The sequence below is a fragment of the Treponema sp. Marseille-Q4130 genome (genome assembly GCF_014334325.1).
GTDB lineage: Bacteria > Spirochaetota > Spirochaetia > Treponematales > Treponemataceae > Treponema_D.
Window position 1 is genome coordinate 331,807 of record NZ_JACSET010000002.1, and the last position, 25,543, is coordinate 357,349.

General features: G+C 49.1%; 20 protein-coding genes and 1 tRNA gene. 11 read left to right on the top strand and 10 right to left on the bottom strand.

Going from position 1 to position 25,543, the window contains the following annotated elements; translation table 11 throughout:
* Positions 1 to 13: 13 nt before the first annotated feature.
* The 4 genes from H9I36_RS03435 to nagA all read right to left on the bottom strand — a co-directional run bounded on the left by H9I36_RS03435 (position 14) and on the right by nagA (position 3,536).
* A tRNA-Val gene (locus tag H9I36_RS03435) sits at positions 14 to 87 on the bottom strand.
* Positions 88 to 214: 127 nt separating this feature from the next.
* Positions 215 to 1,525, bottom strand: coding sequence for a hexokinase family protein (locus H9I36_RS03440; RefSeq protein ID WP_187383981.1), 1,311 nt, complete (start codon positions 1,523 to 1,525; stop codon positions 215 to 217).
* Positions 1,522 to 2,325, bottom strand: coding sequence for a glucosamine-6-phosphate deaminase (nagB, locus tag H9I36_RS03445; RefSeq protein ID WP_187383982.1), 804 nt, complete (start codon positions 2,323 to 2,325; stop codon positions 1,522 to 1,524). The genes H9I36_RS03440 and nagB overlap by 4 nt, the downstream gene beginning before the upstream one ends.
* A 44-nt stretch (positions 2,326 to 2,369) precedes the next feature.
* Positions 2,370 to 3,536 carry an N-acetylglucosamine-6-phosphate deacetylase gene (gene nagA / locus H9I36_RS03450; RefSeq protein WP_187383983.1) on the bottom strand — a complete coding sequence of 389 codons (1,167 nt, stop codon included), beginning with the start codon at positions 3,534 to 3,536 and terminating at the stop codon, positions 2,370 to 2,372.
* A gap of 320 nt (positions 3,537 to 3,856) precedes the next feature.
* Between nagA and H9I36_RS03455 the strand changes: the two genes are divergently transcribed.
* Positions 3,857 to 5,188 (top strand): bifunctional folylpolyglutamate synthase/dihydrofolate synthase, encoded by a 1,332-nt coding sequence (locus H9I36_RS03455; RefSeq protein ID WP_187383984.1) that lies wholly within the window; start codon positions 3,857 to 3,859, stop codon positions 5,186 to 5,188.
* Positions 5,189 to 5,212: 24 nt separating this feature from the next.
* Here H9I36_RS03455 and alr read toward each other — a convergent pair whose 3' ends face one another.
* Positions 5,213 to 6,355: an alanine racemase gene (alr, locus tag H9I36_RS03460; RefSeq protein WP_187383985.1), complete on the bottom strand. Its 1,143-nt coding sequence runs from the start codon at positions 6,353 to 6,355 to the stop codon at positions 5,213 to 5,215.
* A 249-nt stretch (positions 6,356 to 6,604) separates the two neighbouring features.
* On the opposite strand from alr, the gene H9I36_RS03465 reads away from it, so the two are divergent.
* The 10 genes from H9I36_RS03465 (at position 6,605) to H9I36_RS03510 (ending at position 19,684) form a co-directional block, all read left to right on the top strand.
* A complete protein-coding gene (locus tag H9I36_RS03465; protein WP_187383986.1) occupies positions 6,605 to 7,573 on the top strand; it encodes a hypothetical protein in 969 nt (322 codons plus the stop codon).
* Between the two features lie 39 nt (positions 7,574 to 7,612).
* Positions 7,613 to 9,028: a threonine synthase gene (gene thrC / locus H9I36_RS03470; RefSeq protein ID WP_187383987.1), complete on the top strand. Its 1,416-nt coding sequence runs from the start codon at positions 7,613 to 7,615 to the stop codon at positions 9,026 to 9,028.
* Between the two features lie 182 nt (positions 9,029 to 9,210).
* Positions 9,211 to 9,855 carry a GntR family transcriptional regulator gene (locus tag H9I36_RS03475; protein WP_187383988.1) on the top strand — a complete coding sequence of 215 codons (645 nt, stop codon included), beginning with the start codon at positions 9,211 to 9,213 and terminating at the stop codon, positions 9,853 to 9,855.
* Positions 9,856 to 10,126: 271 nt separating this feature from the next.
* Complete coding sequence (locus H9I36_RS03480) at positions 10,127 to 11,509, top strand: Na+/H+ antiporter NhaC family protein (protein WP_187383989.1); 1,383 nt, start codon at positions 10,127 to 10,129, stop codon at positions 11,507 to 11,509.
* Between the two features lie 9 nt (positions 11,510 to 11,518).
* Positions 11,519 to 13,141: an amidohydrolase gene (locus H9I36_RS03485; protein WP_187383990.1), complete on the top strand. Its 1,623-nt coding sequence runs from the start codon at positions 11,519 to 11,521 to the stop codon at positions 13,139 to 13,141.
* A 69-nt stretch (positions 13,142 to 13,210) separates the two neighbouring features.
* Entirely contained in the window at positions 13,211 to 15,106 is a 1,896-nt protein-coding gene (locus H9I36_RS03490) for a M28 family peptidase (RefSeq protein ID WP_187383991.1), read from the top strand.
* Positions 15,107 to 15,159: 53 nt separating this feature from the next.
* Positions 15,160 to 15,657: an L-2-amino-thiazoline-4-carboxylic acid hydrolase gene (locus H9I36_RS03495; RefSeq protein WP_021331449.1), complete on the top strand. Its 498-nt coding sequence runs from the start codon at positions 15,160 to 15,162 to the stop codon at positions 15,655 to 15,657.
* Between the two features lie 23 nt (positions 15,658 to 15,680).
* Positions 15,681 to 16,691: a uroporphyrinogen decarboxylase family protein gene (locus tag H9I36_RS03500; protein WP_187383992.1), complete on the top strand. Its 1,011-nt coding sequence runs from the start codon at positions 15,681 to 15,683 to the stop codon at positions 16,689 to 16,691.
* 255 nt (positions 16,692 to 16,946) lie between these two features.
* A complete protein-coding gene (locus H9I36_RS03505) occupies positions 16,947 to 18,476 on the top strand; it encodes an amidohydrolase (protein ID WP_187383993.1) in 1,530 nt (509 codons plus the stop codon).
* 53 nt (positions 18,477 to 18,529) lie between these two features.
* The gene (locus H9I36_RS03510) at positions 18,530 to 19,684 is read left to right on the top strand and encodes a M20 metallopeptidase family protein (protein WP_255422641.1); all 1,155 of its coding nucleotides are present in this window, start codon (positions 18,530 to 18,532) and stop codon (positions 19,682 to 19,684) included.
* A gap of 125 nt (positions 19,685 to 19,809) precedes the next feature.
* On the opposite strand, the gene H9I36_RS03515 is transcribed toward H9I36_RS03510, so the two are convergent.
* The 5 genes from H9I36_RS03515 to dut form a co-directional block, all read right to left on the bottom strand.
* Positions 19,810 to 21,354 carry a HEAT repeat domain-containing protein gene (locus H9I36_RS03515; protein ID WP_187383994.1) on the bottom strand — a complete coding sequence of 515 codons (1,545 nt, stop codon included), beginning with the start codon at positions 21,352 to 21,354 and terminating at the stop codon, positions 19,810 to 19,812.
* 266 nt (positions 21,355 to 21,620) lie between these two features.
* Positions 21,621 to 22,754 (bottom strand): tRNA guanosine(34) transglycosylase Tgt, encoded by a 1,134-nt coding sequence (gene tgt / locus H9I36_RS03520; RefSeq protein WP_021331470.1) that lies wholly within the window; start codon positions 22,752 to 22,754, stop codon positions 21,621 to 21,623.
* Positions 22,755 to 22,756: 2 nt separating this feature from the next.
* Entirely contained in the window at positions 22,757 to 23,827 is a 1,071-nt protein-coding gene (locus H9I36_RS03525; protein WP_187383995.1) for an LptF/LptG family permease, read from the bottom strand.
* Positions 23,824 to 25,083, bottom strand: a complete 1,260-nt coding sequence (locus H9I36_RS03530) for an LptF/LptG family permease (protein WP_187383996.1) — start codon at positions 25,081 to 25,083, stop codon at positions 23,824 to 23,826. The genes H9I36_RS03525 and H9I36_RS03530 overlap by 4 nt, the downstream gene beginning before the upstream one ends.
* Positions 25,080 to 25,529 carry a dUTP diphosphatase gene (dut, locus tag H9I36_RS03535; protein WP_187383997.1) on the bottom strand — a complete coding sequence of 150 codons (450 nt, stop codon included), beginning with the start codon at positions 25,527 to 25,529 and terminating at the stop codon, positions 25,080 to 25,082. The genes H9I36_RS03530 and dut overlap by 4 nt, the downstream gene beginning before the upstream one ends.
* Between the last annotated feature and the right edge of the window lie 14 nt (positions 25,530 to 25,543).

Here is a 25,543-nt window from a genome sequence, read left to right on the forward strand (position 1 = left end):
TACGGAGTATGTTTGGACGATGAGGGATTCGGACCCCCGACACCCTGGGTGTAAACCAGGTACTCTAACCAGCTGAGCTAATCGTCCGCGTATTTTCTGAGTATAAAGAACTGCACGCTCCCTGTCAACGGTAAAACCAACCGTAGTAAAAATTACCTGCGGCAGGCACGGCATACGGACATCCTTTCACCCGATTCGAATCGCCGCCCGCACATTAGACGGATTCCGTTCCGAGCGCCGACGCGGCAGTACCGATCGCGATATCGTCCTGTACCGATACCGCATCAAAATAAATTCCTCGCTTTTCGGTGAGCGCATCGTATACGTATGAGCGAAAACGCTTTTCAAAATCGTGCGTTTTATAAAAGGTCGTTCCGTTGCACAAAAGACACACGGGACGCGAAGGGTCTTTTCCCTTGCCGGTTTTTATCACTGCAGCCGAAGCTGCGGCGGCGGCAATCCGCGTTGCCCGTTCTATAAGCGCATCGAATACGGAATACAGCGCATCGAAATCGGAAGGCATGGCTGCAAAGGAGACACCCGCGAGCAGGGCATTATCCGCCGAGCGCGTATGCAAAAAGCCGTCGATGTCGGAAAGCGAAAGCCGTCCCGAGCTGTCGAGCCGTTTTGCCGCTTTTTCCGAAACGAGCCCTGAAACGCACGCACGGTCGAGCATGAGGGAAGCGAGCTGTGCGAGATAGACGCCGCCGCACATCTTTTCAAGCGTATACATGCCCTTCGTCGTCGATGCCGCATCGAGTTCCGTATCGAATACGCTTTTCGGCAAATCCGAAAAAGAGCCCGATTCGCAGACGACGATTTGATTTTCAAGGCGCTTTATACCGGAGAGTTTTCCGATTTTTTCGTATTCGATATAGGCGGAATTGATCCCCGTGCCGAGTATAAAGGCGGCATACGAATCGTACGATTTGCCTTCCGCCTTTCCCGCAAAGCCCGCCAGGAGAGCCGCCGCCGCGTCGTTTACGACGACGATACGCGCCTTTTTTTTCCAGCCGCGCCGAACGAGTGCTTCGGAAAGGGAAGCGCCTGCAAGAGAACCGACGATGCCCTTCCCCTTCATCTCTTTCGAAAGTTCGAGTATCTTCGCATCCCCGTTTTCAAGCATTTCCATGCCGTACGAAAAGCAAAAACCTATCGTATCGGATGCATCTTTGATGTAATCGAGGTTCGCCGCGATTTCATCGAAAAACGCTTCTTTTGGACAGGTTCCGGGCATCGCCTTTTTGCGCACGCCTTCGATCATCGGTTTTCCCGCAGCATCAAACGAAACGAGGCAGGAGCGGAAGTTTGTTCCTCCCGCGTCGATGACGACAGCCGTTTTGCCGGTCTCGATCAGGGCGGGAAGCGTTCTGTGCGTCGGCAGCATAAGCTCATCTCCGCCTCCTTTTACATCGAGCGAAAGATGCATATCGGCAAGGAGAGCACACGTGATTTTTTCGACATCGTACGCGGAAAGCGAAAAGCCGAAGCGTTCCAAAAACGGCGCAACGCGCAAATCCGTCACAGCGCCTTTTCTTCGATATGCGATTCGATTTCGGTAAAATAGCGCACCGTCTTCACTTTCAGCTCTTCGCTCGCTTCATCGTCGCACACGATTACGGCATCTTTATGCAGCTGAAGCGCCGTTACCGCCCATTGGTGAGAAATCGCCCCTTCGACGCCCTGAGCGACCGCACGGGCTTTTACCCTGCCCGTCGCCATGATGACCACTTCATCCGCATCGCAGATGGTTCCGACACCGACGCTCAGCGCCTGAGTCGGAACTTTCGAAAGGTCGCCGCCGAAAAACCGAGCGTTCGCATCGACTGTTTCTTTCGTCAGTGTCGCCGCGTGCGTGCGCGATGCGAGCGACGAACCCGGCTCGTTGAACGCGATGTGCCCGTCGCTTCCGATGCCGCCGAAAAAGAGACGTATGCCGCCCGCAGCTTCGATCGCTTTTTCATAAGCGGCGCATTCGGCTTCTTTGTCCTGTGCCATCCCGTTCAATATGTGGATATTTTTTTTATCGATATCGATGTGATTAAAAAAATTATCGAACATAAAATAATGATAGCTTTGCGGGTGTTTGTCGTCGAGACCGACGTATTCGTCCATATTGAACGTGACGACGTTTTTAAATGAAACCTTTCCCGCCTTGTATAATTCGATAAGCGCCCGATAGGTTCCGATAGGCGTACTGCCCGTCGGAAGCCCGAGCACAAAGGGATTCGATCCGCTCGGATTATAATCGACAATGCGCCGCGCAATGTGCTGCGCAACCCAAGCCGAACACGCATCGTAATCTTTTTTGATGATAACCCGCATACTAAGCTCCTATTATTAATTATTAAAATGAATACCGCAACAACTTAAAACGTATTTTTGACCGTACGTCCCTGCACCATCACAAAGCGCAGCACAAAATCCTTATCGAAGACGATGACGTCGCTGTCGTACCCCGGCACGAGCATGCCTTTTTTTTGATACTTCATAATACGCGCAGGATTCGCCGACGCGCACTTTAATGCATCGCTCAAAGGAAAACCGAAGGCTACGAGATTTTTCAATCCGCGTATCATCGTAAGCGAGGAACCTGCTATGACATCGTCCGATTTCCGATGAAAGCAGCCGTCTTTGAAAACGACTTCTTCGCCGTTCGCCGTCAAATGATCGCCTCTCTCTTCGGTCGGAGTAAGCGCATCGGTGACGAGGACAATTTGATCGCTCGTCTTGTCTTTTTGCAAAAGTTTAAAGAGGTCGGGGTGTACGTGCACGCCGTCGGCGATAATTTCGCACGTCATTTCGGGATGAATGAGAACCGCTCCTACCGCACCGGGGTTCCGGTGATGCATTTGACTCATCGCATTGAAAAAATGAGTCGCGTGAAAAATCCCCGCCTGCATACCTTCGACCATATTGCTGTAAGCGGCATCGGTGTGTCCCGCCTGCAGCACGATCCCCTTATCGATGCACATAAGCGCGAGGCGCCGCATATCCTTCAATTCGGGAGCGACGGTCATATTTACGATGTGTCCTTCGGACGCTTCCCACAACCGCTCCATCAAATCGAGGTCGACGCTCTTTACCGTTTCGGGGCGCTGCACGCCGAGTTTATACGGCGAAATAAAAGGCCCTTCGAGGTGTATCCCCATAATCCTCGCGCCCCTTTCCTTTCCCATAGCGCGCACGATCGCTTTGATCGACGAAATCATCGTCGCTTCATCGGATGGATACATCGTCGGATTAAAGGAAGTAACTCCGTACTGTACAAGGTCGGCCGACATTTCGAGTATGCCTTCGGTCGTACAATCGTCCGTACCGTGCCCTTTAAAGCCGTGTATATGAGTGTCGATCAAACCGGGGGCGACGTACATGCCGCGCGCGTCGATAAGGGCGACGTCTTTATCGAATGACTTTTGACGAAAACGGTTTTCGGAAAATATATCGGCGATCTTCCCGCCGTCGATTAAAACGGCGCAGTCGCCCATCTGCGAAATGCCGTTCAGCACCGTCGCATTGTGTATGCATAATTTCATAGTAAAATAACAATAGCACAAATCTCGCGTTTTGCAAACCGCGAGATCGAGACATTTCGGACGATTTCACTCCGGACGTTTCGCGACTGGCTGTTGAAAAAGTAACGTTTAAAAGCGCCGCTGAAATGGCGCGGCACTTTTAACTGCAAGTTTGCAGAGCAAACCGTTTTCTTTTGAAAACTCGCCCATATACGTGTGCGCTTTTGCGCACTAACGCGGCATTTTCGGAAGTTGACACTTCCTGCAATGCCACGTTTATAGGAACCGACTTTTGAGACAACCCCTGTGCTCTCCTGCAAATCCGTGTTATACTCGCCGTCATGGAATATGTTCCTTCGATGCGCAGCTTTGAAAGATGGCTCGATTCTTTTATCAATTTTGAAAAGCTTCCGCAAAAAAATATGTTTTGGCTCGACACGATGCGTTTTTTTTGCGAACGGCTCGGACATCCCGAAGCCTCGTCTCCGTGCATTCACATTGCCGGTTCCAAGGGCAAAGGCTCCGTTTCAAAGATGATCGCATGCATTTTGCAGGAAGCAGGCTTTTCCGTCGGTCTCTACACTTCTCCGCACGTGAGCGATTTCCGTGAACGCATCGCGACACCCGGCGGCTTTTTCGAGGACGCGGTCTACAGTGACGCTGCAGCGGAATTGATGCATGCGGTGCAATCGGCAGAAAGCGAAAAAAAAATACCGCGCACTCTTACATGGTTCGAACTTGTGACGCTCTACGCGTTTTTGTGCTTTCGTCGAGCGCGCACCGATTGGAACGTATTCGAAGTCGGATTGGGCGGGAGGCTCGACGCGACAAACGTCGTCACGCCGAAACTCTGCTGCATTACGCCGATCGAACTCGAGCACACCGAATACCTCGGCGACACGCTTGAAAAAATCGCCGCGGAAAAAGCGGGCATCATAAAACCGCGCATCCCCGTCATCGTTTCGCATCAAACGACACATTCTGTCTACCGAATATTTCAAAAAAAAGCTCAAAAACTTGATACATCGTGCACTTTTTTAGACGATATGATACGATTTCGAGAAATTTCGTATACAAATGATTGCTGTATGAACCTATGTTTCGAAAGCCCTCTGTTTTCCCGTCCCGTACAAACGACACTGCGTATGCTCGGCTCGGTGCAGGCACAAAATGCGGCTCAAGCCGCCCTCGCGGTAAAAACGGCACTGCCCTCAATCGATGAGGCCATTATCGAAAAGGGACTCGCAAAGGCAAGCCTCCCCGCCCGCTTTGAAATCATACCCTACCGCAATGCCGTCGTCGTCTTTGACGGAGCGCATACGGTCTTGAGTATGCAAAATACGCTTGACGCCCTCACTTCCCTCTTCCCGTCCCGCCCGCGCCATCTGCTTTTTGCGCTTGCAGCCGACAAAAATGTCGAAGCGATTGCCCGCCTTTTTCGCGGCACATTTCATTCGATCACGTTGACAAAACCGGGATTTACAAAACACGGCGACATAGAACGCGCAGAGGCCGCCTGTAAAAGCGCGCACCTTTCGTTCACTTGTGAAATCGATTTTGAAAAAGCGGTACAAAGCGCATTCGAAAAAGCCGAAGCCGCTTCCGCCGTCCTGCTCGTTTCAGGCTCTTTTTACCTTGCCGCCGATGCGAAGCGCATTATGCATTTTTGTTAATGTTCGGCAAACAACATTTCCGCGCTACACTTCTACGCGCGGCACGCGCTTTGCGATCCCCGTCAAAATCTCATACGAAATCGTGCCGGAAGCCTTTGCAATGTCCGCCGCCGTCTGCAGCGCACCGGAATTTTCAGGGCCGAATATGAGAGCTTTATCCCAACGGCGGACGCCGCCTGAGCCGACATCGACCATACACTGATCCATACAGATGCGCCCGACGACGGGATAGTTTTTTCCGTTTATCGCGACGCACAGACCGGGAGATGCGCCGCGCGGCAATCCGTCGGCGTAGCCGATCGGAAGCGTTGCGAGGGCGGTATCGCATTCGGCTGTCCACGTGCGGTTATACGAAACCGCCTCCCCTTTTTTTATCGATTTGATCGCAACGACTTCGCTTTCAAGAGCCATCACGGGTTCGAGCGTACACGGCTTTCCCCGCTCGGCACAGTAAGCGCCGTCGATGCTCCCGTCAAAATAGCCGTACATAAGGATCCCCGGTCTCACCATATCGAGCTGCATTTCCGGCCGGTCGATCAGCGCAGCAGACGCCGCGCAGTGCCTGATGCCAGGGTCTATACCTTCATCTTCGATCGATTTGACGGCGCACATAAAATGCGAAAATTGATCGTCCGTATACCGCCTCGCCGCCTCATCCGTTTCATCCGCCGAAGAAAAATGCGTACACACCCCTCCGAGTGCAAGGTGGGGCAAGTTTACGATGCGCTTTGCAAAGAGCGAAGCTTCATCGACGGAGCATCCTATGCGGCGCATGCCGGTATCGACTGCAAGATGTACGGGAAATTTCCCGGCAGCATATTTTCCGGCAGCGACGTTGAAAAGTTCGGCATAGGCTTCGTCGCACACGAGGGGGGTAAGCTTATATAAAACGGCGTCTTTCATCTCGTCGGGCGTACACAGACTTAAAAGCAAAATCGGAGAGGCGATGCCGCTTTCACGAAGCTCGATCCCTTCGTCTACGGTCGCAACCGCGCAAAACGATGCGCCTGAAGCGAGCGCCGTCTTTGCGGCAAAAACCGCGCCCGAGCCGTAACCGTTCGCTTTCACCGCCACGCAGATTTTCACATCGTTTTTAATAAAGGATTTAACGACGGAAAGATTGTGTATCAAATTGTTTTTATAAACGACCGCCCTCGTACTTCTCATAGTATGCCTATTTTAGATAGACGGCGCCTTTTGAGCAACAGGGCAAGCGGGAAATTTGACAATCCGAAATCTTGAGATTTTTTCAAAAAGACGATATACTGTATAGATGAATGACGACTTTTGAAATTACAGGCTTATAATCGGCGATACCCCGTCCGCTTTGCCGCGCTCGAGTTCTTTGAGCGAAATTCCGTTTTCAAACGTATTGTGCATTCGATTTTTAAATTAATAATTTCAACAAGGGTTCCTATGGTTGTTTTAATAAAAAGATACCGTTCGATCGCTCCGGCGGTATTGCTTTTTTCGGCTTTTTTATCCGGTGCGTATGCATCGAAAAAAGGCGCAAAATCCGCACTTCCCCTACCGGCCGCGGAAGGCGCACTTGAAACGCCGAGTCCTGCCGATATCGAACAAAACGAATTTTTAACGAGGATTTCCGGCATCGCTTTGAACATCGTTTCTTTTCCGAAGCAAACGGTAAAGCACGTCCCTTTTCCGTCGGCGTATACGCTCCTCGTAAAAGATGTGGAGGGGAAAGAGGTTCCCGGCATGCCGATCACCGTTTCATACCCCGCATCGCGCACGGACGATTCGATCGTCTACGACGAAATCGTTTTAACGACGGACGAAAACGGACGCATCGAATTTATGCCCGAAGTTCCGACTTCGTCGTTCAACGCGGTCGTAACCTTTTATCCGACACCCGTCAATTCGAATCCCGAAACCGTCAAAGCCGCCCGTGCCGCGAGCGTTACGGCACCTTACAAAGTCCGAACCGACTCGGCAAAAAAAAGCGGCATTCTCTACGTGTTCGATTTCGATGAAAACGGGCGCGCACTTACCAATTCGCGCTACATTCTGAGAGACTTTATCAATTCCGGCGTCCGATCGGGAAACTCTCCCATCCCTTCTCCCAATTATCTGAATCAAAGCATCGCGTCTCTTTACAAAGCGACGCGCGCCATCGTCGGCGACTCATCCGGTTTTATGGTATCGGGTTCGATAAAATTCGCCGCTCCTTCGGAACGCAAAGATGACGGCACCTATGCGTGCACACTCGTCGCCGACATTGTATGCATCGATATGCAAAACGGAGCAGTGTTATATAAAACGCGGCAGACGGCATCGGAGAGCGGGACATCGCAATATCTCGCCGTCGAAGCGTGCCGCAAAAAAATCGCTTCGCAAACGGTGCAGGCGATACTCTACGGAATGTAACGATAAAATCGATATTATTAATTTTCGGAAGGATATGATATGAAGTACACCGATACGCGAGAGGCAAGCGTAAAAACCGATTTTCGAACCGCCGTAATGAGCGGCATGAATCCCGTAACGGGCGGCCTCTATATGCCCGAATCGTTTCCGCACATCGATCGGACCTTTATCAATAAAACGCCCGCTCCGTGTTTCCGCGATATCGCATTCAATATGGCAAAACCCTACGTCGAAGGCGAAATCCCGGACGACGAACTCAAAGGTATCATCGAAGACGCATATCCGTTTTCGCCGAAACTCGTTCCCCTCGATTCGATCACCTATGTGCTGGAACTCTTTCACGGACCGACATGCGCGTTTAAAGATTTCGGCGCACGTTTTATGGCGCGCGTCATGTCGTTTTTTAATAAAACCGAAAAGGGTACGCTCCACATCCTCGTCGCAACTTCGGGCGACACGGGAAGCGCCGTCGGAAGCGCATTCCACAACGTGGCGGGTCTCGACGTGACGATCCTCTACCCCGAAGGAAAAGTGAGCGCCCTGCAGGAAAAACAGCTTTCGACCTTTACCGGAAACGTACGAGCGCTCAAAGTGCGCGGTACTTTCGACGATTGCCAAAAACTCGTCAAAACCGCCTTTACCGATGCCGAATTGCGAAAAACTTTTCGCCTCTCTTCCGCAAATTCGATAAACATCGCGCGCCTTTTGCCGCAGAGCTTTTATTATATGTACGCTTCTCTCGCTTCTCGCGACAGAGCAAAGCTCGACAGCAAAATCGACGACCCTGCCGTCATCATGTCCGTTCCGTCCGGCAATTTCGGAAATCTCACATCGGGTCTCATCGCACGCGAAATGGGAGCGCCGATCACCGGTTTCATCGCCGCAACAAATACGAATCACACCGTTCCCGACTGGATCGCCACCGGAGAATACCGCGCGCGAGCGTCCGTCGAAACATACGCAAACGCGATGGATGTCGGCGCTCCGAGCAACTACGAGCGCATAGCCGCAATGTATTCGCTTGAACAAGTGCGGCATCTCTTTGCATCGTACTGGCTCGACAACGACGGCATTATGAACGCCGTCCGATCGTGTCACGCAAAAACGGGATACATCACCGATCCGCACGGAGCGATAGCGTGGAAAGCGTGGGACGACATCAGAAGCGGCTCCATGCAAAATCTCATGGGCGGCATCAAAGGCTCAAGCGAAAAGCCCGGTCTCACGCCGAATATCCCCGATTGGGCGCGCTTCGTCACGGAAAAAAAGAGCGTCGGCATCATCCTCGAAACCGCCGATCCCGCAAAGTTCAGCGAAACCGTCGCCGAAGCCTGCGGAAGAGAGCCGCCCATGCCCGACAGGCTCATGCAAGTGATGCAGCTCCCCGACAACGCCGTCCCGATGGAAAACGATTACGAAGCGTTCAAATCATGGCTTACGTCGAATCTGGCGTAAGTCGCAAGGCTTTGCAGCGTGTGCCTGCAGACGCGTACGTGAGAAGCGGCGGTGCCCCCGATCATGCACAGATGCAAAGCAAGGAAACACACGGAGCGTTGCTATACGGTTGTAAATTATGATATAATTAATTACCGAAAATCCGACTTACGGTATATTGACGTAAACTTAAGGGCATATCTGTGGCAAACAACAAGCTTACAATAAAAAAAAATTCGTTAAAACAAGACGCATATAAAAAAATTTACGATCTCGTGACGACAAATGTTATAAAACCGGGCGATATTATCAATTTAGCTGATTTGGAAAAACATCTAAAACTCAGCAGAGCTCCCATCAGAGACGCTTTGATAGAGCTTTGCAGCGAAAACGTGTTTAAAAGCATCCCGAGATACGGCTATGAATTAATCGTCCTCAAACAAGAAGATTTAATCGAAATGCTGAACTACCGATTGATATTGGAGTGCGGCTTTTTGGATAAAAATTGGGAAAAAATCGTTATGTGCAATCCCGGCGTATTGGATTATTTATTGGGATATACCAAAAATCTCACGAATACGGATGCGGTGAGTGAATGGCAAAACAGTACATTATTTCACATAGAATTATTCAAACTGCACGGCAATGCGTATGCGTTAAGCAGTTTGGAACACGCCATAAAAAATCTGACACGTTTTTTCATTCAGAATTACTGGAAAAATTGGGCGGAAATTTCAAACGACACCCTCAACCTGTACCATGAAAATATTATCAGGGCAATAAAAAACGACGACAAAGAAAGCGCTTTAAAATATTTGAGTATGGATATCGGCGGATTTAAAAGATAGATCTGAAAAAAATATTCGAAAACGAAGCTTTCAAAAAGGCAATCGCGCTTTTTCTGTTTTCCTTATAATAAGTGCGGTATTTGTATAATGATCGCAAAAAAATCATAAAATATTTTTAATTATTTCCTTGACAATTCGTATTTCTGTGGTACCATCTCATTGATATATTAATGATATATCAATGAGATGGTTTAATTTATAATGTCTCATTAACAAATTTGTTTTCCTGTCCCGAAAGATAGATTTATCAAATTTATTGAGGAGGCGATTTATGGAAACCATGCACTTGGGGTTTATTTCTCTGATACCTACAATTGTCATGTTTGTATTCGTGTTTTGGACGAAACGGATGTTGCTGTCGTTTACTGTAGCAACGCTGGTCGGTTCCGTTTTGATCGGAGGATTTACTTTTCCGACCGTATGGCTCGACAAACTGCAGACTGCGTGGGCGGCAGGTACCTGCGGATATCTCGTCGTTATGCTTTCCCTATTCGGCATATTGATCAAGCTTTTGGACGTATCGGGCTACTCTCTCGAATTTGCAAATTGGATGGGAAAGTATGCAAATACGCGCAGAAAAGCGATGCTTATCACGTTTGCAATGGGATGGCTGATCTTTGTCGACGACTATTTGAACAATATGGCCGTTTCGACCGCTATGAAGAATATCTGCGATAAACATAAAATTCCGCGCACTTTATTCGGTTTTTTGGTCAATTGTACGGCAGCACCGGTGTGCGTATTGATCCCCGTATCGACATGGGCGGCTTTTTATTCCGGTTTATTCGAAGAGATGAACGTACGGGTAAACGGAACGGGCTTGGGCGCATATATTGCGGGTATGCCGTTTTTATTTTATCCCGTCATCTTATTGCTCATCTGTTTTCTTATCATCATCGGAGTATTCCCGCTGCTCGGAATCACCAAAAAAGATAATGAATTGGCGATGCAAACCGGTATAGTGTGTTCGAAAGAAGAATCCCTTGACGGAAAAGAATTACATGCGGACTCTGCGAATTCCAGCGAAACGCAAACAAAAAACAATCCTTTAAAATTCCTCGCTACTATGATCACCATCGTTACGATTACGATCGTCACGAAAAATGTTATGGTCGCTTGTATGGGCGCTATAGTCGTAGTAGTCGGCATCATCGTATTTGAAAAAAAGCTGAAACTGACGGAGGTGTTTTCGCATTCTTTTGAAGGAATCGCAAGTATGCTTACCGTCGACGCGACTATCGCTCTTGCGCTGACTCTCGTAGAGATAAACAAGACGACGGGTATGACCGACTATGTCATCACCGTTCTTACTCCGCTGCTCAACGGTTCCATATTCGCCGCGATCGTATTCGCGTTCTGCGGCGCGTATGTGTTTTTTGCCGGCGGTTTTTGGGACGGTTCCATGATATTTGCTCCCATAGTCGTGCCTATCGCAGTCGCATTGGGAGTCAATCCGCTTTTGTCGTGCATGGCACTGGTATGCGCGGCGACGCTCGGAAGCACGACTTTTGTCGCAGGCGATGCCGTTATGATCACATCGGGCGCGGTGGAAATCAAGCCATACTACCAAATGCTCGGAACGTTTCCGTACGCTTTGATAGGCTATATATTAACCATAATCGGATTCACAATCGCAGGATTTATCGTAAAGTAAAAGATATGTATGAACAATAATATCGCAGATAAAATATTTTTAAGTAATGCGATTTTTACGGGAGACGGCTCTTTGCCGTTTCCCGGCGGCGTCGCCGTCAGCGGCAATAAAATTATCGCCGTCGGTGAAAAGGCGGCAATCCTATCCTGCCACGGAACAAATACGTGTGTTTACGATTTCGGCGATTGCTTAATAATGCCCGGAATATGCGATGCGCACGGCCATTATTCCATGGGAGCTTTGTACGACAGCAAGTATTTTATCAACGACATACTGTACTCGCATTCGGAACAGGAATGCGTGTCAATGGTAAAAGCTTTTGCAGACGCTCATCCTGAATACGACTGTATCATAGGACAGGGATGGTTTCCCGCAAATTGGAACAACGCCGAACTGCCGACGAAAAAATCGTTGGATCGCGCTATTCCCGACAGGCCTGTTTACCTCGCCGCGGCGGATGCGCACACGGGATGGCTTAACAGCAAAGCACTCGATGAAATAGGCATAGGTACCGGCAAGCCGGAATACGGGAACAATATCGTACTTTTACCGAACGGAGAACCGAGCGGAATTTTGCGAGAAAACGCTTGGTTCAAATTGGCGTCGAGTAAAACGTTTGTACCCACCGATTCGATCAGCGATGAAGTCAATACGGACTTAATGCGTAAACTCTCAAAAGTAGGCATTACTACGTTCTGCGACGTTTCGGGAATTTTACACGGCGTAAAATACGATTCTTTGGAACGCATGGATAAAGCCGGTACATTAACCGTCAGAATAAATTTGAATCCCGCCATCGGGCCCGATAAAGATCAAAAAACGCTTGCCGAATTGAAGAAAAAATATTGCTCGGATAAGCTCAAAGTTACGGGACTGAAAGGCGTCATAGACGGCGTAACTTCAACGTATACGGGATATCTGTTGAAACCGTACGACGATAAACCCGATACGTCGGGTTTGCTGACCGCTTCCGAAGAGTATTTTGAACAATGTATCATAAATGCAAACGGATACGGCTTCAGCGTGAGACTCCATTGCATCGCCGACGGTTCGGTAAGATTGGCTTTGGATTGTTTTGAAAAATCGAATGCGGTAAACGATAACCGTTTAATACGCAATTCAATCGAGCACATTGAAAACATACACCCCGACGACATAGCGCGCTTTAAACAGCTGGGGGTGATAGCGTCTATGCAGCCGCGCCATCTAGCCCTCGATGCGAACGAAAAGCTCATACGATTGGGAAAAGAACGATGCCGCTGGGAATGGCCGTGCCGCTCTATCCTTGAATCGGGCGGAATCCTCGCCTTAGGGACGGACTACCCTGTCGTCGATTTCGATCCGTTTGAAACGATATACTACGGCGTTACGCGTAACGGTTATGATAGGAAGCCGACGGGCGTAAATCCGTCCGAACGGCTTACAATGTCGCAAGCCTTAAAGGCTTATACGTTTGGAGGCGCATATGTATCGGGACGAGAAAAAGAATTAGGCACATTGGAAAGAGGAAAGCTGGCGGATATAGCCGTACTCGATCAAAATCTTTTTACTGTCGATGAAGAAAAAATACCCGACACAAAAGTGCTCATGACGGTATTCGACGGCGATATCATCTACGAAAACAAAAATTAAATTTATGGGAGTGAAATTATGATGGCGACGTTCAGCAAACACTTGGATTTAAATTATACCCTTAATCTGATGGAAAAACTGATTTCGTTTAAGAGTAATCCCGATCTCGGTTATCGTACGTCCGGTTCTGCAGCGGAAGTTGCCGCAGGAGATTTTCTCCACGATGAGATGAAAAGAATCGGCTTAAAAAACGTGCATAAGGATCCCGTCGTCGTAGACAATTTCGAATTTAAGCGGGCCGACATTTCTTACAAAATGCACAACGGGAATACGAGGAAAGTTTTGCTTTCGAGTTTCCAAGCAAGATGTTTGGCGGAAGATGAAAAAATAAAAATCGTTTATGTCAACAAGGGCAGAGATATCGATTATGAAAACAAAGATGTCGAAGGAAAATATGTTTTGATCGATATCAACATGGTCGACGATTGGTGGGTCAATTGGCCGGTTACGCAGGCAAAATTCAAAAAAGCGAAAGGCGTCATTATCGTTCAAATAGGCGGCTACTGTTCGTGGTCGAAAGACACTTTAGGCGTACAAGATATTTCCACGAACTGCGATCTCCCGACATTTTCAATGACGGTAAGGGAAGCCGAATTATTTAAAGAGCAATTAAAACTGCAAGGCGGAGAGATTGAAGCCGTTTTGAATGCGGAAGTGAGCGTTGTCAACAACGGCATTACAAATTGTATCATCGGTGAAATACCGGGAAAGACAGACGAAATCGTCTACCTCATCGGACACTATGACGCATATTTTACGGCTTTTGCGGACAATACTTCCGGTATCGGCTGTATAATGGGAATATGCAAAGCATTGATCGAAGACGGCTATACACCCGAACGAACGCTGCGCGTATGTCTACACGGAGCGGAAGAATGGGGCATCGAAGGCACCCGATACGATTGGGCGCGAGGCGCGACGATGCTGACGCACAAGCATCCCGAATGGAGCGACAACGGATTTTTATTGATAAATCTGGACGGCAATTTAATTAACGGTACCGCGACCGCCGTTCGGGTAAGAACTCCGTATGAAATGGCTGAAGGGATAGAAAAGATCGGACAAGGCATCGAAGGCAATATATATCCTTTCGGAACCTACAGCCCCATGTGGACGTGGACGGAAAGCTATATGTACGCCTGCCTCGGCATACCGACGATAGAAAGTTTTTATGAAGGAGTCAATTTTTGGCCTTCGTATCACTCGTCATCCGATCAAAAGTGGATAAACGATTATGACGACAGAACGTTTCTTTCTTCGCATATTTTATACGGTTCCATTTTACAGAAATTCGATAAACTACCGGTACGGCCGCTGAATTTTACGGCGCTGTACGAACACATGCTTGAGGAAATCGACGAAGCGAGTATGGGAGACACGAAACAGCTTCGCGAAACGATCCTTAAAGCAAAAGACGTTGCCGTGCAGTTAAAGCAAAAAAACGATTCGTTTACCGAAATGAACGCTACAACGCAAGCGTATAACAAAAAGGTAAGCAAAATCTTCGGAAAAGTCGTAAACGAATTGTTCGGCCTCGATTGGTTCGAGCAATACAATTTCATCCACGTACGGAACCGCAATAATATCCAGTCTTTGACGGCAGCGATTGCAAGTATTAAATCCGGCAATATAGCGAAAGCTATGGACGAAGATTTGCGATACGTGGATCTCTGTTGGTACGGCTATCACTTCGACAGAGCGACGTATGATCTCTTGGTCGATCAAGTCATCGGAGATTCCGTGCCGTTTACCTGGGCGAAAGGAAAAGTTACGACGATAGCCGATATGTACGACATCGGCAGAGATCTTCAAAAGCTGCGCGACGGCGGAAGCGATAACTGCAACGATGTTATTGCAAAACTTGAAAGGGAACTTGCCGTCCAAAAAACGGAGCTTAAAACAAAAATTGCGGCGGAAATAAGCATTGTCGAAGAACTTATCGACATGATGAAAGCATGTATGTAGCCGACGCGTTTTCGAAAACGGGATTTTAAAACGGTTTATCATGGAGGTGGCAAATGATAAAAAACAAATCCGAATTTAAAGGACGTCATATCGAAGATATGAGAAACGCATTTGAACATAGGGCTTTGTGGCTTTATGTGCTGTACAAAGAAGCCGTGTCAGCGGGCTTGAGCGAAGACTTCGCGCGTAAAGCCATAAAAAAATGCGGCAATTTTCACGGCGCTCACAAATTTACACACACCGACGATTTCGAAATATTCCACAAAGAATTCGTCAATGACAATGTTAAGGATATTTTTCAAATGGAGGATACATGCACTGAGAGAGATTTGAGCGTGGATTTCCATTATTGCCCTTTGGTGTCGGCATGGAAAAAAATCGGGGCAAGCGATGACGAAATCGCACTCCTGTGCGATATCGCTATGGACGGCGACAGAGGGATATGCGAAGTGTTGGGGCTTGATTTTAAATTGGGAAAAACGATTGCAAAGGGAGACCCGATATGTGAAATCAGAATCAAGCAGCCGAACAAGCACAATACCGAATCGTAAAAAAACTTTTATGGAGGTAGACAATGAAAGAAAAGAAAAAACTGATTTTGGATGCGTTTGACAACAAAGCCGTCAATCGCGTTCCCGTAGGGTTTTGGTGGCACTTTGCCGACGAATATCGGCAATTCCGGGGACTTATGGATGAAGGGATCGTTCAGGCGACAATCGACGGCACCAAAAAGCTGTACGACGACCTCAAGCCGGATATGGTAAAAATCATGTCGGACGGTTTTTTCGGACACCCGTCCATTATGGAAAACGATATTAACACTATCGACGACATAAAAAAAATCAAATCCATCGGAGCGTCTTCTCCGTGGTATGATAAGCAAGTCGATATGATCAACGAAATTCTCAAACATTTCGACGGCGAAATCGCAGCCTTTTACAACATCTTTGCACCGCTCAATTATATCCGCCTGTACACCGAATGCTATAAAAAGCGCCCTGAATTATTCGTGCAGCTGTTCAACGAAGATCCCGAAGCGATGCTCGCCGCATCTTTGGAAATCGCGAAAGACGTATCGGTTCTCGCGGATAAAATCAAAAAGAATACAAGCGTAGACGGCATTTACTACAGCGTACAAAGCGTACAATCCGAAAAAGCCGATTTGAACTTCCACAAGCGGTATGTGATGGAATCCGATCTTCAGGGTTTGAACGCAATAAACAAACTATGGGACAACAATATTCTGCATATATGCGGCTACGGAAGCTCTACGAACGATTTGTCTTTTTATAAAGAGTATAAGGCAAAAGTGTATAATTGGGCTGTCTATACCGAAAAAGTCCCGCTGTCGGAAGGAAAAAAATTCTTCGGCGGCGCGTGCGTTTTGGGCGGATTTGCAAACAGCAAAGGAACGATGCTCGATGTCGGATCCGATGCCGAAATCGAAAACCGCGTAAAGGAAATAATAGCGGATGCGGGAAGCGTCGGCGTTATCATAGGTGCCGATTGTACCGTTCCTCCGCAAGTAGGATACAAGCGGCTTGACGAAGTAAGGAAGTACGCCGAAAAGTACAGCAAACGGTAGCGGAAAACGGGGACGAGCTGTGCGCGAATTCTTTTGCAAAAAATTATCGATGCGCGTAGCGGCCGTCCCTGCGTTTTCACAATACGGGTTTAAGAAATCGGCTGCCGGTTAATCCGAATACGGATTGTTCGGCGCTTTTAACTTCGAGTTTTCTTTTGAAGACTCGCGTATGTACGTGTGCGCTCGTGCGCACCGATTGCACATCTCCTAAATCTGGAGATTTACTCGCTGTGCAATTTTACGGAAGGTTCAATTATGAAAAAAATGTTTTTCGGCGGAACTGTTTTGACGATGGATACGGACGATACCCAAGAAGCCGTAGTATTTGAAAACGATAAGATCGTATTTGTCGGCTGTGAACGGGAAGCAAAAGAAAAGTATCCCGATGCGGAATTAATTAACCTTAACGGAAAAACGCTTGTACCCGGATTTATAGATTCTCATTGTCATATGAGTTTTTCCGGCGAAATGATGACGCAACCGTCGCTTTTTGAAGCATCCTCAATAGCGGAAATTGTAGCGGGGCTTCGGCAAGAAGCGGACAAAGCTTCAAAAGACGAAGTTTTGTTTATAAACGGATACGGCGGACATCCGATTGCGGAAAACAGGCCTATCACATTGGCAGAGATGGATAAAGCCGTCCCCGATCATCCGGTATTTTTGCGAACTGCGGGAACGCACGGAACTTTTGTTAATACCAAAGCTCTGAAATTGATTATTGAAGAAGCGAAAAATGCGGGAATTGCCATAAGCGAAGAAGACAAGGCGGAAGGATTTTTACGGAACGAAGCCAATCTCTTTGCGTATTCGCTGCCGCCGAAATTGATGTCCGAAGAGCAAAAAAAGAAAGCGCGGGAAAAGATGATACACGAATGTATCAGCAACGGGATCACGGCTGTCCATACGATGGAAGGCCGAAGTCCCGTAAACGATCCCGACGTATTGGCTCTTTTGCGGGATAAAGATGAAATTCCTTTTCACTTGAGAATTTATTATCAAACTACCAACGTAGAAGAAGTCGTAAGACTCGGCTTAAAACAAATCGGCGGATGTTTTAGCTGTATTTTAGACGGTGACGTTGAACCGGGTACCGCCGCTTTCCGCGAGCCGTATATCGATAATCCCAAAAACTACGGTAACCTTTATTTTACGCAAGAACGGCTGGAGAATTTTTTCAGAGAAGCGCATAAAGCGGGACTGCAAATTTGTATGCATGCGATCGGAGACGCCGCTATAGAGCAGGCACTAAAGGCGTATAAAAAAGTCTTAACCGAATTTCCGAGAGAAAATCACAGACACAGGGTTGAGCACTTTGAAGTTTCCGCGTATGACTTGATGGATTTTGCAAAAGATTTGAAAGTAACCTTGGCTATGCAGCCCATATTCGACTACTATTGGCCGTCCGACACTTACATACCTCACATAGGGCCGGAACGGGCTGCCATGAGATGCGCATTGCGCCCTGTTTTGGATAGAGGAATAATCGTCGGAGGCGGTTCGGATTCGCCGGTAACTTCGATGAATCCTCTGTTGGGTATTCATGCGGCCGTCAATCTCAGCGTACCCGCGTCAAGGATCAGCGTAAAAGAAGCGTTGAGAATGGTCACCATCGATGCAGCTTACCTCGGTTTTGAAGAAGATGAACGGGGAAGCATAAAAGCGGGAAAAGAAGCGAACTTTGTCATTTTATCCGATAATCCTCTGGAGCATCCGAAAGACAAGCTGGATAAGATACAAATTTTGGAAACCGTTTACCGCGGAAAAACCGTGTGGGTAAACAAATGAAAACTTGCGGAAATTCCCGGTTTTCAGATTTTCTTTAGATATATAATTTTTTTATGGGCAATACTATGCTGAAAGATATGGAAGAATACGTTGTCGCTCAGCGGCGGCGCTTTCACAAAATACCGGAACTTTCTTTAAAGGAAAAAGAAACGGCCGAAAACATTCGGGACGAACTGAAAAAATCGGGTGTGTCGTATGAACCGGTCGGCGAATACGGAACGGTTGCATGTATCAAAGGCGATCTGCCCGGTAAAACCTATGCGTTTCGTGCCGATATCGATGCACTGCCTATCGACGAAGATACCGGTCTCTCTTTTAAATCGACGCATGAAGGCTGTATGCACGCATGCGGTCATGACGGGCACATTGCGATTCTTTTGGCTTTCGCTCGGGAACTCGCGGCCATGCGCGCCGAACTTGCAGGTACCGTCTATCTGTGTTTTCAGCAAGCCGAAGAAATCGCTCAGGGACACGAAGCGATCATCGCGTATCTCAAAACCGTCGGAAAGTTGGAAGCCGTCATCAGTTCGCATCTATGGGCGGATATCCCCGCCGGTAAAATGGCGCTGCAAGCAGGCGCGGTTATGGCCGGAATGACGAGCTTTCACATTACCGTAACGGGAAAAAGCTGTCACGGATCAAGACCCGATCAGGGGATCGATCCGATAAATGCAGGCGCACTCATTATCGGGGAAGCGTTCCGTATTAAAGACAGGGAATTCAATCCGCTGCGGCACAGTACGCTCAGCTTCGGATCGTTTCACTGCGGAACGGCGACCAATATCATTCCCGACCGGGCAGAACTCGGCGGAACGATGCGGTATTTTTCGGATAGTGAAAAAGCACATCTGTTTTGCATCGTCGACCGAAGCTGTAAAGCGGCGGAAATATTGACGGGAGCAAAAGTCGAATGGAAATCGACTGCCGAACTTCCGCCGGTCGCAAACGACGCCGCTTCCGTCGAAAAAGCGCTGCCGGCGGCCGAAGCCGTTTTCGGGAACGAAAACGTCATTCCGTTTGAAAAAATTATGGGATCGGATAATTACGCTTGTTATTTGCAGGAATTCCCCGGTTTCTATGCATTTATCGGTATCAGAAACGAAGCGAAAGGGATCGGGTACGCGCACCACAGCAGTAAATTCGATATGGACGAATCGGCACTGGCAAATGCCGTTCGATTTTATATCGATTTTATACGAAGAAAATAATCGGTACCGCTACCCCCATGCATCAAATGCAAACAAACTGCAATCGATAAGATCTATTCGAGCCTATCGTCCCGTCGCAGGGCAATCGAAAAGCCGCCTCTGCAGCAAGCGCGCGTCAGCCGCCCCTACTCTTCGCTCATGCCGAGAATCTTCCGAGCGCGTTCTCCGTTTGCCCCCGATTTTTTATCGTTCGCAAGAGAGACGACGGCGGCGGAAGCGGAAGCGTATTTCGCTTTAGCGTACATATCGAGACCGAGACTCACCGTCGCCGCATCTTTTGAAAGCAAAAAATTGCGGCAGATATCCGCATAGCCCGCTCGCGCGTACTTTGCAAAGAGTTTCCCGAGCGCGTAGCGCAGCTGCTTTCGCCTATCGTCTTTGAGCGTCTCTCCGGCAAGGGCGAGTATCTCCTTTTCACCGACCGAGCCTTGAGAAGCGAGCGCTTTCGCCGCATCCGCCTTTGCCGTATCGCCTGACTTCGGATCGGAGACGATTTCGATAAGATAGGAGTTTCCGTCTTTTGTGCCGAGGGATGCGAGCGCATCGTAGCACGCGGTTTTGACGACTTTTTCTTTATCGTTTTTTGCGCGGTAGACGAGGTACGGAGACGCTTCGGTAAATTTGAGTTTTTTTACTGCGGCTATCGCTTCGAGGCGCACTTTATAGTGTTCGTCGCGGATGCCCTGCACGATGATTTCTTTCGCCTCTCCGCTTCCGGGATAGTGAGACAATCCTTTGATGACGTACTGGCGGAAATTCGGATCGGATGATTCGTAGAGTTCGGCGAGGATCGGAATCGATTCGCTTTTTTGCATCGCGCCGATCGCTTCCGCTGCGTACATCCGCACAAAAGCGTTTTCGTCTTCATTTTGCGCAATCGAAACGAGCTTCGCCCACGTTTCAGTTGCATGCAGTTTTCCGAGCACGCGCGAAAGCGCCTGCTTTTGCACCACGGTCAAATCATCGCGGTCGATATAGCCGGCAAGATACTGCGCTTCTTCCGGCCCGCCGATTTCTCCGATCGTCGTAAGTGCAGCTTGAAAATACGCATCGCTGTCCGTATCCAAAAGGGCGAGAACTGCCGGAAGGGCTTCTTTGCACTTTACCGCGGAAACGTAGCGGAACACCGCTTCGACCGTGCTGTTTTTCGTATCGTAGGGATCGTCCAAAACGCCGACGGCATAATCTTCCAAACACGGATCTTTCAGATGCGTAAAATATTCGAGAATCTTTTCGCGCACTTGCGAAGAGCGCGTCGTATGAAATAAATCGTACGCGTCGTCCGAAAAGCGGGGATCGTCGTTGTCTATGCACTTTTGCAAAAGCGACGTGATTTCAGGCGACACACCGTAGCGGAACGTATCGCGGTATTCTTTTACAGTGTCGGGGCTTTTATCGGAAAGAGCGGCTTTTTCACTCTTTTCTTTATCGGGAGCTGCAGGGCGCTTCGCTTCGGGTATCGTGACGGCTTTTTTGCTTTTTGAAACCGACTCGGTCGAAGTTCCGGTCGGTGCCGCACTTTGCGCCGAAGAAGTCGAAGCGCTTTGAGCAAAGGTAGAAGCCGCCGTGCCGAAATGCGAAGCGATAAAGCCGTCGATGCCGGCGGGAGCTCGGCAAAAGGGCTGCAGCACAAAAAAAGTCAGGGCGGCTGCGGCATAGCGTATGTTCATAAGCAATCCTCGATCAGTCGATCATATTATTTGGTTCAATTTCGAGTTTTTTAAAACTCGAAATTTTCCATCCGTTTCGTTCACCAACGGAATGGCGAGTTTGGAAAATAAATAAAATTATGTTTACGGCGAGGTTCCGGCTGCGTGCCGTTTCGAGCGTTAGACTCATGAAAGCCCACCCTAAAAGCTCGACCGCGGCTAAGCGGATGGGTTCTCGCCGTAAACACAGCGCTATTAGCTGATACTTTCCAAACTCGCCATTCGACCTATCGGATGGTTCCGGTGCCGAATCGCGCAAGAAAATCGCGCTTATACTCTAAAAACCTGTTCTCTTCGATCGCGTTACGGATTTCGCCCATCATCGCGTGAAGAAAATAGAGATTGTGATACGATGAAAGCATCGCACTGAGTATTTCCTGCTCTTTGAAAAGGTGACGGAGATAGGCGCGAGAATAGGTGCGGCACACTTTGCACGTGCACTCGGCATCTATCGGAGAAAAATCGTGCGCAAAGCGTTCCTGTTTTATCGACAGCATACCGTCGTGCGTAAAGTACGAACCGTTGCGCGCGTTGCGCGTCGGAAGCACGCAGTCGAACATATCGATACCGGAGGCGACCGCTTCGAGTATGTATTCGGGCGTACCGATTCCCATAACGTATTTCGGTTTCGCTTCGGGTAAGTATTGCACCGTATACTGCAAAAAGCGCGCGAACTCCTCAGCGGGTTCTCCGACGGAAAGACCGCCGATCGCGATGCCCGCCGTATCGAGAGACGAAACGAAGAGAGCGCTTTCTTTGCGGAGATCTTCAAAAAAATTACCCTGAACGATCGGAAAGAGAAAACCGCGATAGCCGCGCTCGGTCTCCCGCTTCCACTCCGAAAGCGCCCGCTTCGCCCAATCCGTCGTAATCGCCAGAGCGCGCTCGGCTTCTTTTCTGCCTTCATTCCAGCCCGTGCACACGTCGAGCTGCATTTGAATATCGCTGTTGAATTTCGCCTGCGTTTCAACGACGTTTTCGGGCGTAAAAAAGTGCCGCGAACCGTCGATGTGACTTTGGAACGCGACACCTTCGGCGCCGATCTTCCGAAGCTTTGCGAGCGAAAACACTTGAAAGCCGCCGGAATCGGTGAGAAAATTTTTTTGCCACTTCGAAAAACCGTGCAGCCCGCCCGCTTCTTTTATCAAATCGGAGCCGGGGCGCAAAAAAAGGTGGTAGGTATTGGCGAGGATAATTTCAAAGCCGATCTCTTCGAGCGATTCTTTCGACACGGCTTTGACCGTCGCATTCGTTCCGACCGGCATAAAGACGGGAGTTCGAACAGTGCCGTGCGGCAGCGTCAACAGCCCCGTCCGCGCCGAGCCGTCGGAACTCGTATGGTGCACTTCAAAAATATTCACTTTTATGTCCTCGTAAAGCGCAAAAGGAGGGCGCTCGCTATGATAAACAGGATAACCGGAAACCACGCTCCGGAAAAGGCGGTTATATAACCGAACTTTGCAAGGAGCATCGTAATCATCTGTGTCACGTAAAACAAAACCGCAGCTCCGATCGAAAGCGCGAGACTTATGAGCATGACGTTTTTTCTCGATCGCCCGGAAAGGCCGATTGAAAGGAAAACGACGATAAACACGATAAACGGAAACGCGAACTTTTTGTAGTACAGCGAAAGCGCTTCTCCGAAGGGCAGCCCCGTCCGCATCAAGTGTTCGATGTATTCTTTCGCTTCGCGCACCGTAACCTCTTCGACCGAAACGACGTTGTTCCGAAATGTTTCAAAAGGTTCGGAAAGACGCGAAGTAAAAGCGGCGTCGGGAACACTGCGCGTAACCGTCCCGCCTGCAAGCGAAAACTCTACCGCGTTTTGCAGTCTCCAGCGATCCGTATCCCACAGCGCGGAATCGGCGTGAATGACGGCTTCAAGTTTTTTATCGTCGCCTCGAAAAATACAATACAGGTCGTAGAGGCGCTTTTGCGCATCGTCGTAGACGGCGGCCTTATAGATGAGATTGCCCCCTTCGGCGAGGATGACTATCGCATCGTTGTCGAGCGTTTTTTCCTGATTCAAAACGGTGCTTTGCAGCTTTTGCTTTTGCGCATAGGTAGTGACGGCGAGCGCGTCGTCGAGAAAAAACAAACCGAAACTCAAAAGGAGCGACAAAAGTAAAAGCGGAGCTGTAAAACGGAAAAGAGAGACTCCTGAGGCAAACACGGCCGTAAGCTCGTTATTCGCATAGAGGGCGCTCAGCGTATAAGATGAAGCAAAGAGGATACCCATGGGGACGGCGTACCAAATCGTTTTCGGCGTATAGAGCGCCATGATTTTAAACACGACGGAAGCCGGCACTTGATTTTGAATATAGCGCCACAAGTTCATCAAAAGATCGACGAGATTTAAAACGATCGCCGAAAAAAATACGGCGCCTAAAAAGACGGGCAAAAACCGTTTAAATAAATATTTTACGAGCGTCATCGCTTTTTCAGCGCGATATAAAACGCCGCCCCCGCCGCGCCCGTAACGATATTCGGAATCCACATGCTCCAAAATCCGTTAAAGCCGTTTCTGCTCGATGCGTACTGGCCGAGTATCATCATCGTCCAATACAAAAAGCTGATGATGATTCCGACGATCATGCCGATCGTCTGTCCGTTTTGCCTGCCGAACAAAAACGCAAGCGGCAGCGCGAGGAGCGCGAAAAAAAGCGAGCCGAACGGCAGCGAAAATTTTTTATTGTATTCGAGCGTATAGTTGTTGAGCGTGCGTTTATCGGTATCGGCGTTTTTTTTCATATCGCGCAGCGCCCTTCCCAAATCGTAAGACGTCATTTCACGCGGGCTCGTACTTCCGCCGTCGCTGAAAAAAGCGCTTTCAAAAAGATTGAACGTCACCGTATCCGACGAAAGCCGGTCGTAATCGGAAAACGAATTCGCGCCTAAAAAGAGCGAGAGCGCATCGGTCATCGTAAGCTGCATGAGTACGCCCTCTTTGCGCACCGATTTCAGCTCCGATTCGCCTGCAGAAATGACACGCACTCTCCCGTCGCTTCCCGTATCGATGATGACGAGGTCGGAAACTTTCGTGTCGGACACATCTCCGGTAACGAGCGTCGCTGTATTGAGGCGCTTTACCGAATGAGACTCGAGGGCGACGGCGGGGTTCGACGACAAAATCATACGGCGCAGACGGTTGTAGCGGATCGTGCCGAGCGGCAAAAGATAATCGTTTACGAAAAAGGACGCAATCGAAATGGCGAGCCCCATGACGAGCACCGGAGTCAAAATGTGAGCGTAGCTGAAGCCCGATGCCCGGAAAATAATAATTTCGTTGTCGCTCATAAATCGCCCCAAACACATGAGAAAGCCGACGAGGGTGGCAAAGGGGGAAGACTGCGCGACGATAAACGGAAGGCTGTAGGTCATAAGCTTTACGACGTCCCACACGGGAGCGCCCTGCCTTAAAATATGTTCCGCGATGAGTAAAATCTGATTGACGAAAAAGATTGTAAAGAAAAATAAAAATGCGACGGAAAAATACAGCAAAAGCTCGCGCACGAGATAGCGGGTAAGAACATGAGGGCGGAGAGAAGCGCCGAAAAGCTTTGTCCGAACGGATTGCGCACAATCGGTAAAACGATTTTTCAAGACGGAAAGATACCGACGAAACGCGGAAAAATACCTGCGAAGTGCGGCGCAATACGAACCGCCCGAATCGGCGCCCCTGCGCTTCATACGTTCACTCCGGTAGAACCGAAGCCGCCCTCCCCGCGTACGGTTTCATCGAGAAAATCCGCTTTGACGAAATTCGCCTGCGTAACGGGTGCAATAACGATCTGCGCGATGCGGTCGCCGTTTTGCACGACAAAGGGTTCGTTTCCGAAATTGACGAGGATGACTTTCACTTCGCCGCGGTAGTCGCTGTCGATCGTACCGGGCGCATTTAAAACCGTAACGCCGGACTTCGCCGCAAGCCCCGAACGCGGCCTCACTTGCGCTTCAAAGCCTTCGGGAATCGCAAAGCATAAGCCCGTCGGAATGAGCGCAAAGGCGCCGCGCTCTATCGTTACGGGAGACGGGAGAAACGCGGATATATCCGCGCCCGCAGCTCCTTCCGTTTTATATTCGGGAAGAAGAGCGCCAGAAAGCGCGGTACACGCAACGGCGACCGGTTTTGTCACGGCTCTTTCCTCGT

Bases quoted from the DNA above. Each gene is read 5' to 3' on its own strand.
- H9I36_RS03480 (WP_187383989.1), top strand. From the start codon at position 10,127: ATGGAAACCATGCACTTGGGGTTTATTTCTCTGATACCTACAATTGTC.
- H9I36_RS03455 (WP_187383984.1), top strand. From the start codon at position 3,857: ATGGAATATGTTCCTTCGATGCGCAGCTTTGAAAGATGGCTCGATTCT.
- H9I36_RS03490 (WP_187383991.1), top strand. From the start codon at position 13,211: ATGGAAAAACTGATTTCGTTTAAGAGTAATCCCGATCTCGGTTATCGT.
- alr (WP_187383985.1), bottom strand. From the start codon at position 6,355: ATGAGAAGTACGAGGGCGGTCGTTTATAAAAACAATTTGATACACAAT.
- nagA (WP_187383983.1), bottom strand. From the start codon at position 3,536: ATGAAATTATGCATACACAATGCGACGGTGCTGAACGGCATTTCGCAG.
- H9I36_RS03510 (WP_255422641.1), top strand. From the start codon at position 18,530: ATGGGCAATACTATGCTGAAAGATATGGAAGAATACGTTGTCGCTCAG.
- H9I36_RS03465 (WP_187383986.1), top strand. From the start codon at position 6,605: ATGGTTGTTTTAATAAAAAGATACCGTTCGATCGCTCCGGCGGTATTG.
- thrC (WP_187383987.1), top strand. From the start codon at position 7,613: ATGAAGTACACCGATACGCGAGAGGCAAGCGTAAAAACCGATTTTCGA.
- H9I36_RS03515 (WP_187383994.1), bottom strand. From the start codon at position 21,354: ATGAACATACGCTATGCCGCAGCCGCCCTGACTTTTTTTGTGCTGCAG.
- H9I36_RS03505 (WP_187383993.1), top strand. From the start codon at position 16,947: ATGAAAAAAATGTTTTTCGGCGGAACTGTTTTGACGATGGATACGGAC.
- H9I36_RS03495 (WP_021331449.1), top strand. From the start codon at position 15,160: ATGATAAAAAACAAATCCGAATTTAAAGGACGTCATATCGAAGATATG.
- H9I36_RS03485 (WP_187383990.1), top strand. From the start codon at position 11,519: ATGAACAATAATATCGCAGATAAAATATTTTTAAGTAATGCGATTTTT.
- H9I36_RS03530 (WP_187383996.1), bottom strand. From the start codon at position 25,083: ATGAAGCGCAGGGGCGCCGATTCGGGCGGTTCGTATTGCGCCGCACTT.
- nagB (WP_187383982.1), bottom strand. From the start codon at position 2,325: ATGCGGGTTATCATCAAAAAAGATTACGATGCGTGTTCGGCTTGGGTT.
- H9I36_RS03500 (WP_187383992.1), top strand. From the start codon at position 15,681: ATGAAAGAAAAGAAAAAACTGATTTTGGATGCGTTTGACAACAAAGCC.
- H9I36_RS03525 (WP_187383995.1), bottom strand. From the start codon at position 23,827: ATGACGCTCGTAAAATATTTATTTAAACGGTTTTTGCCCGTCTTTTTA.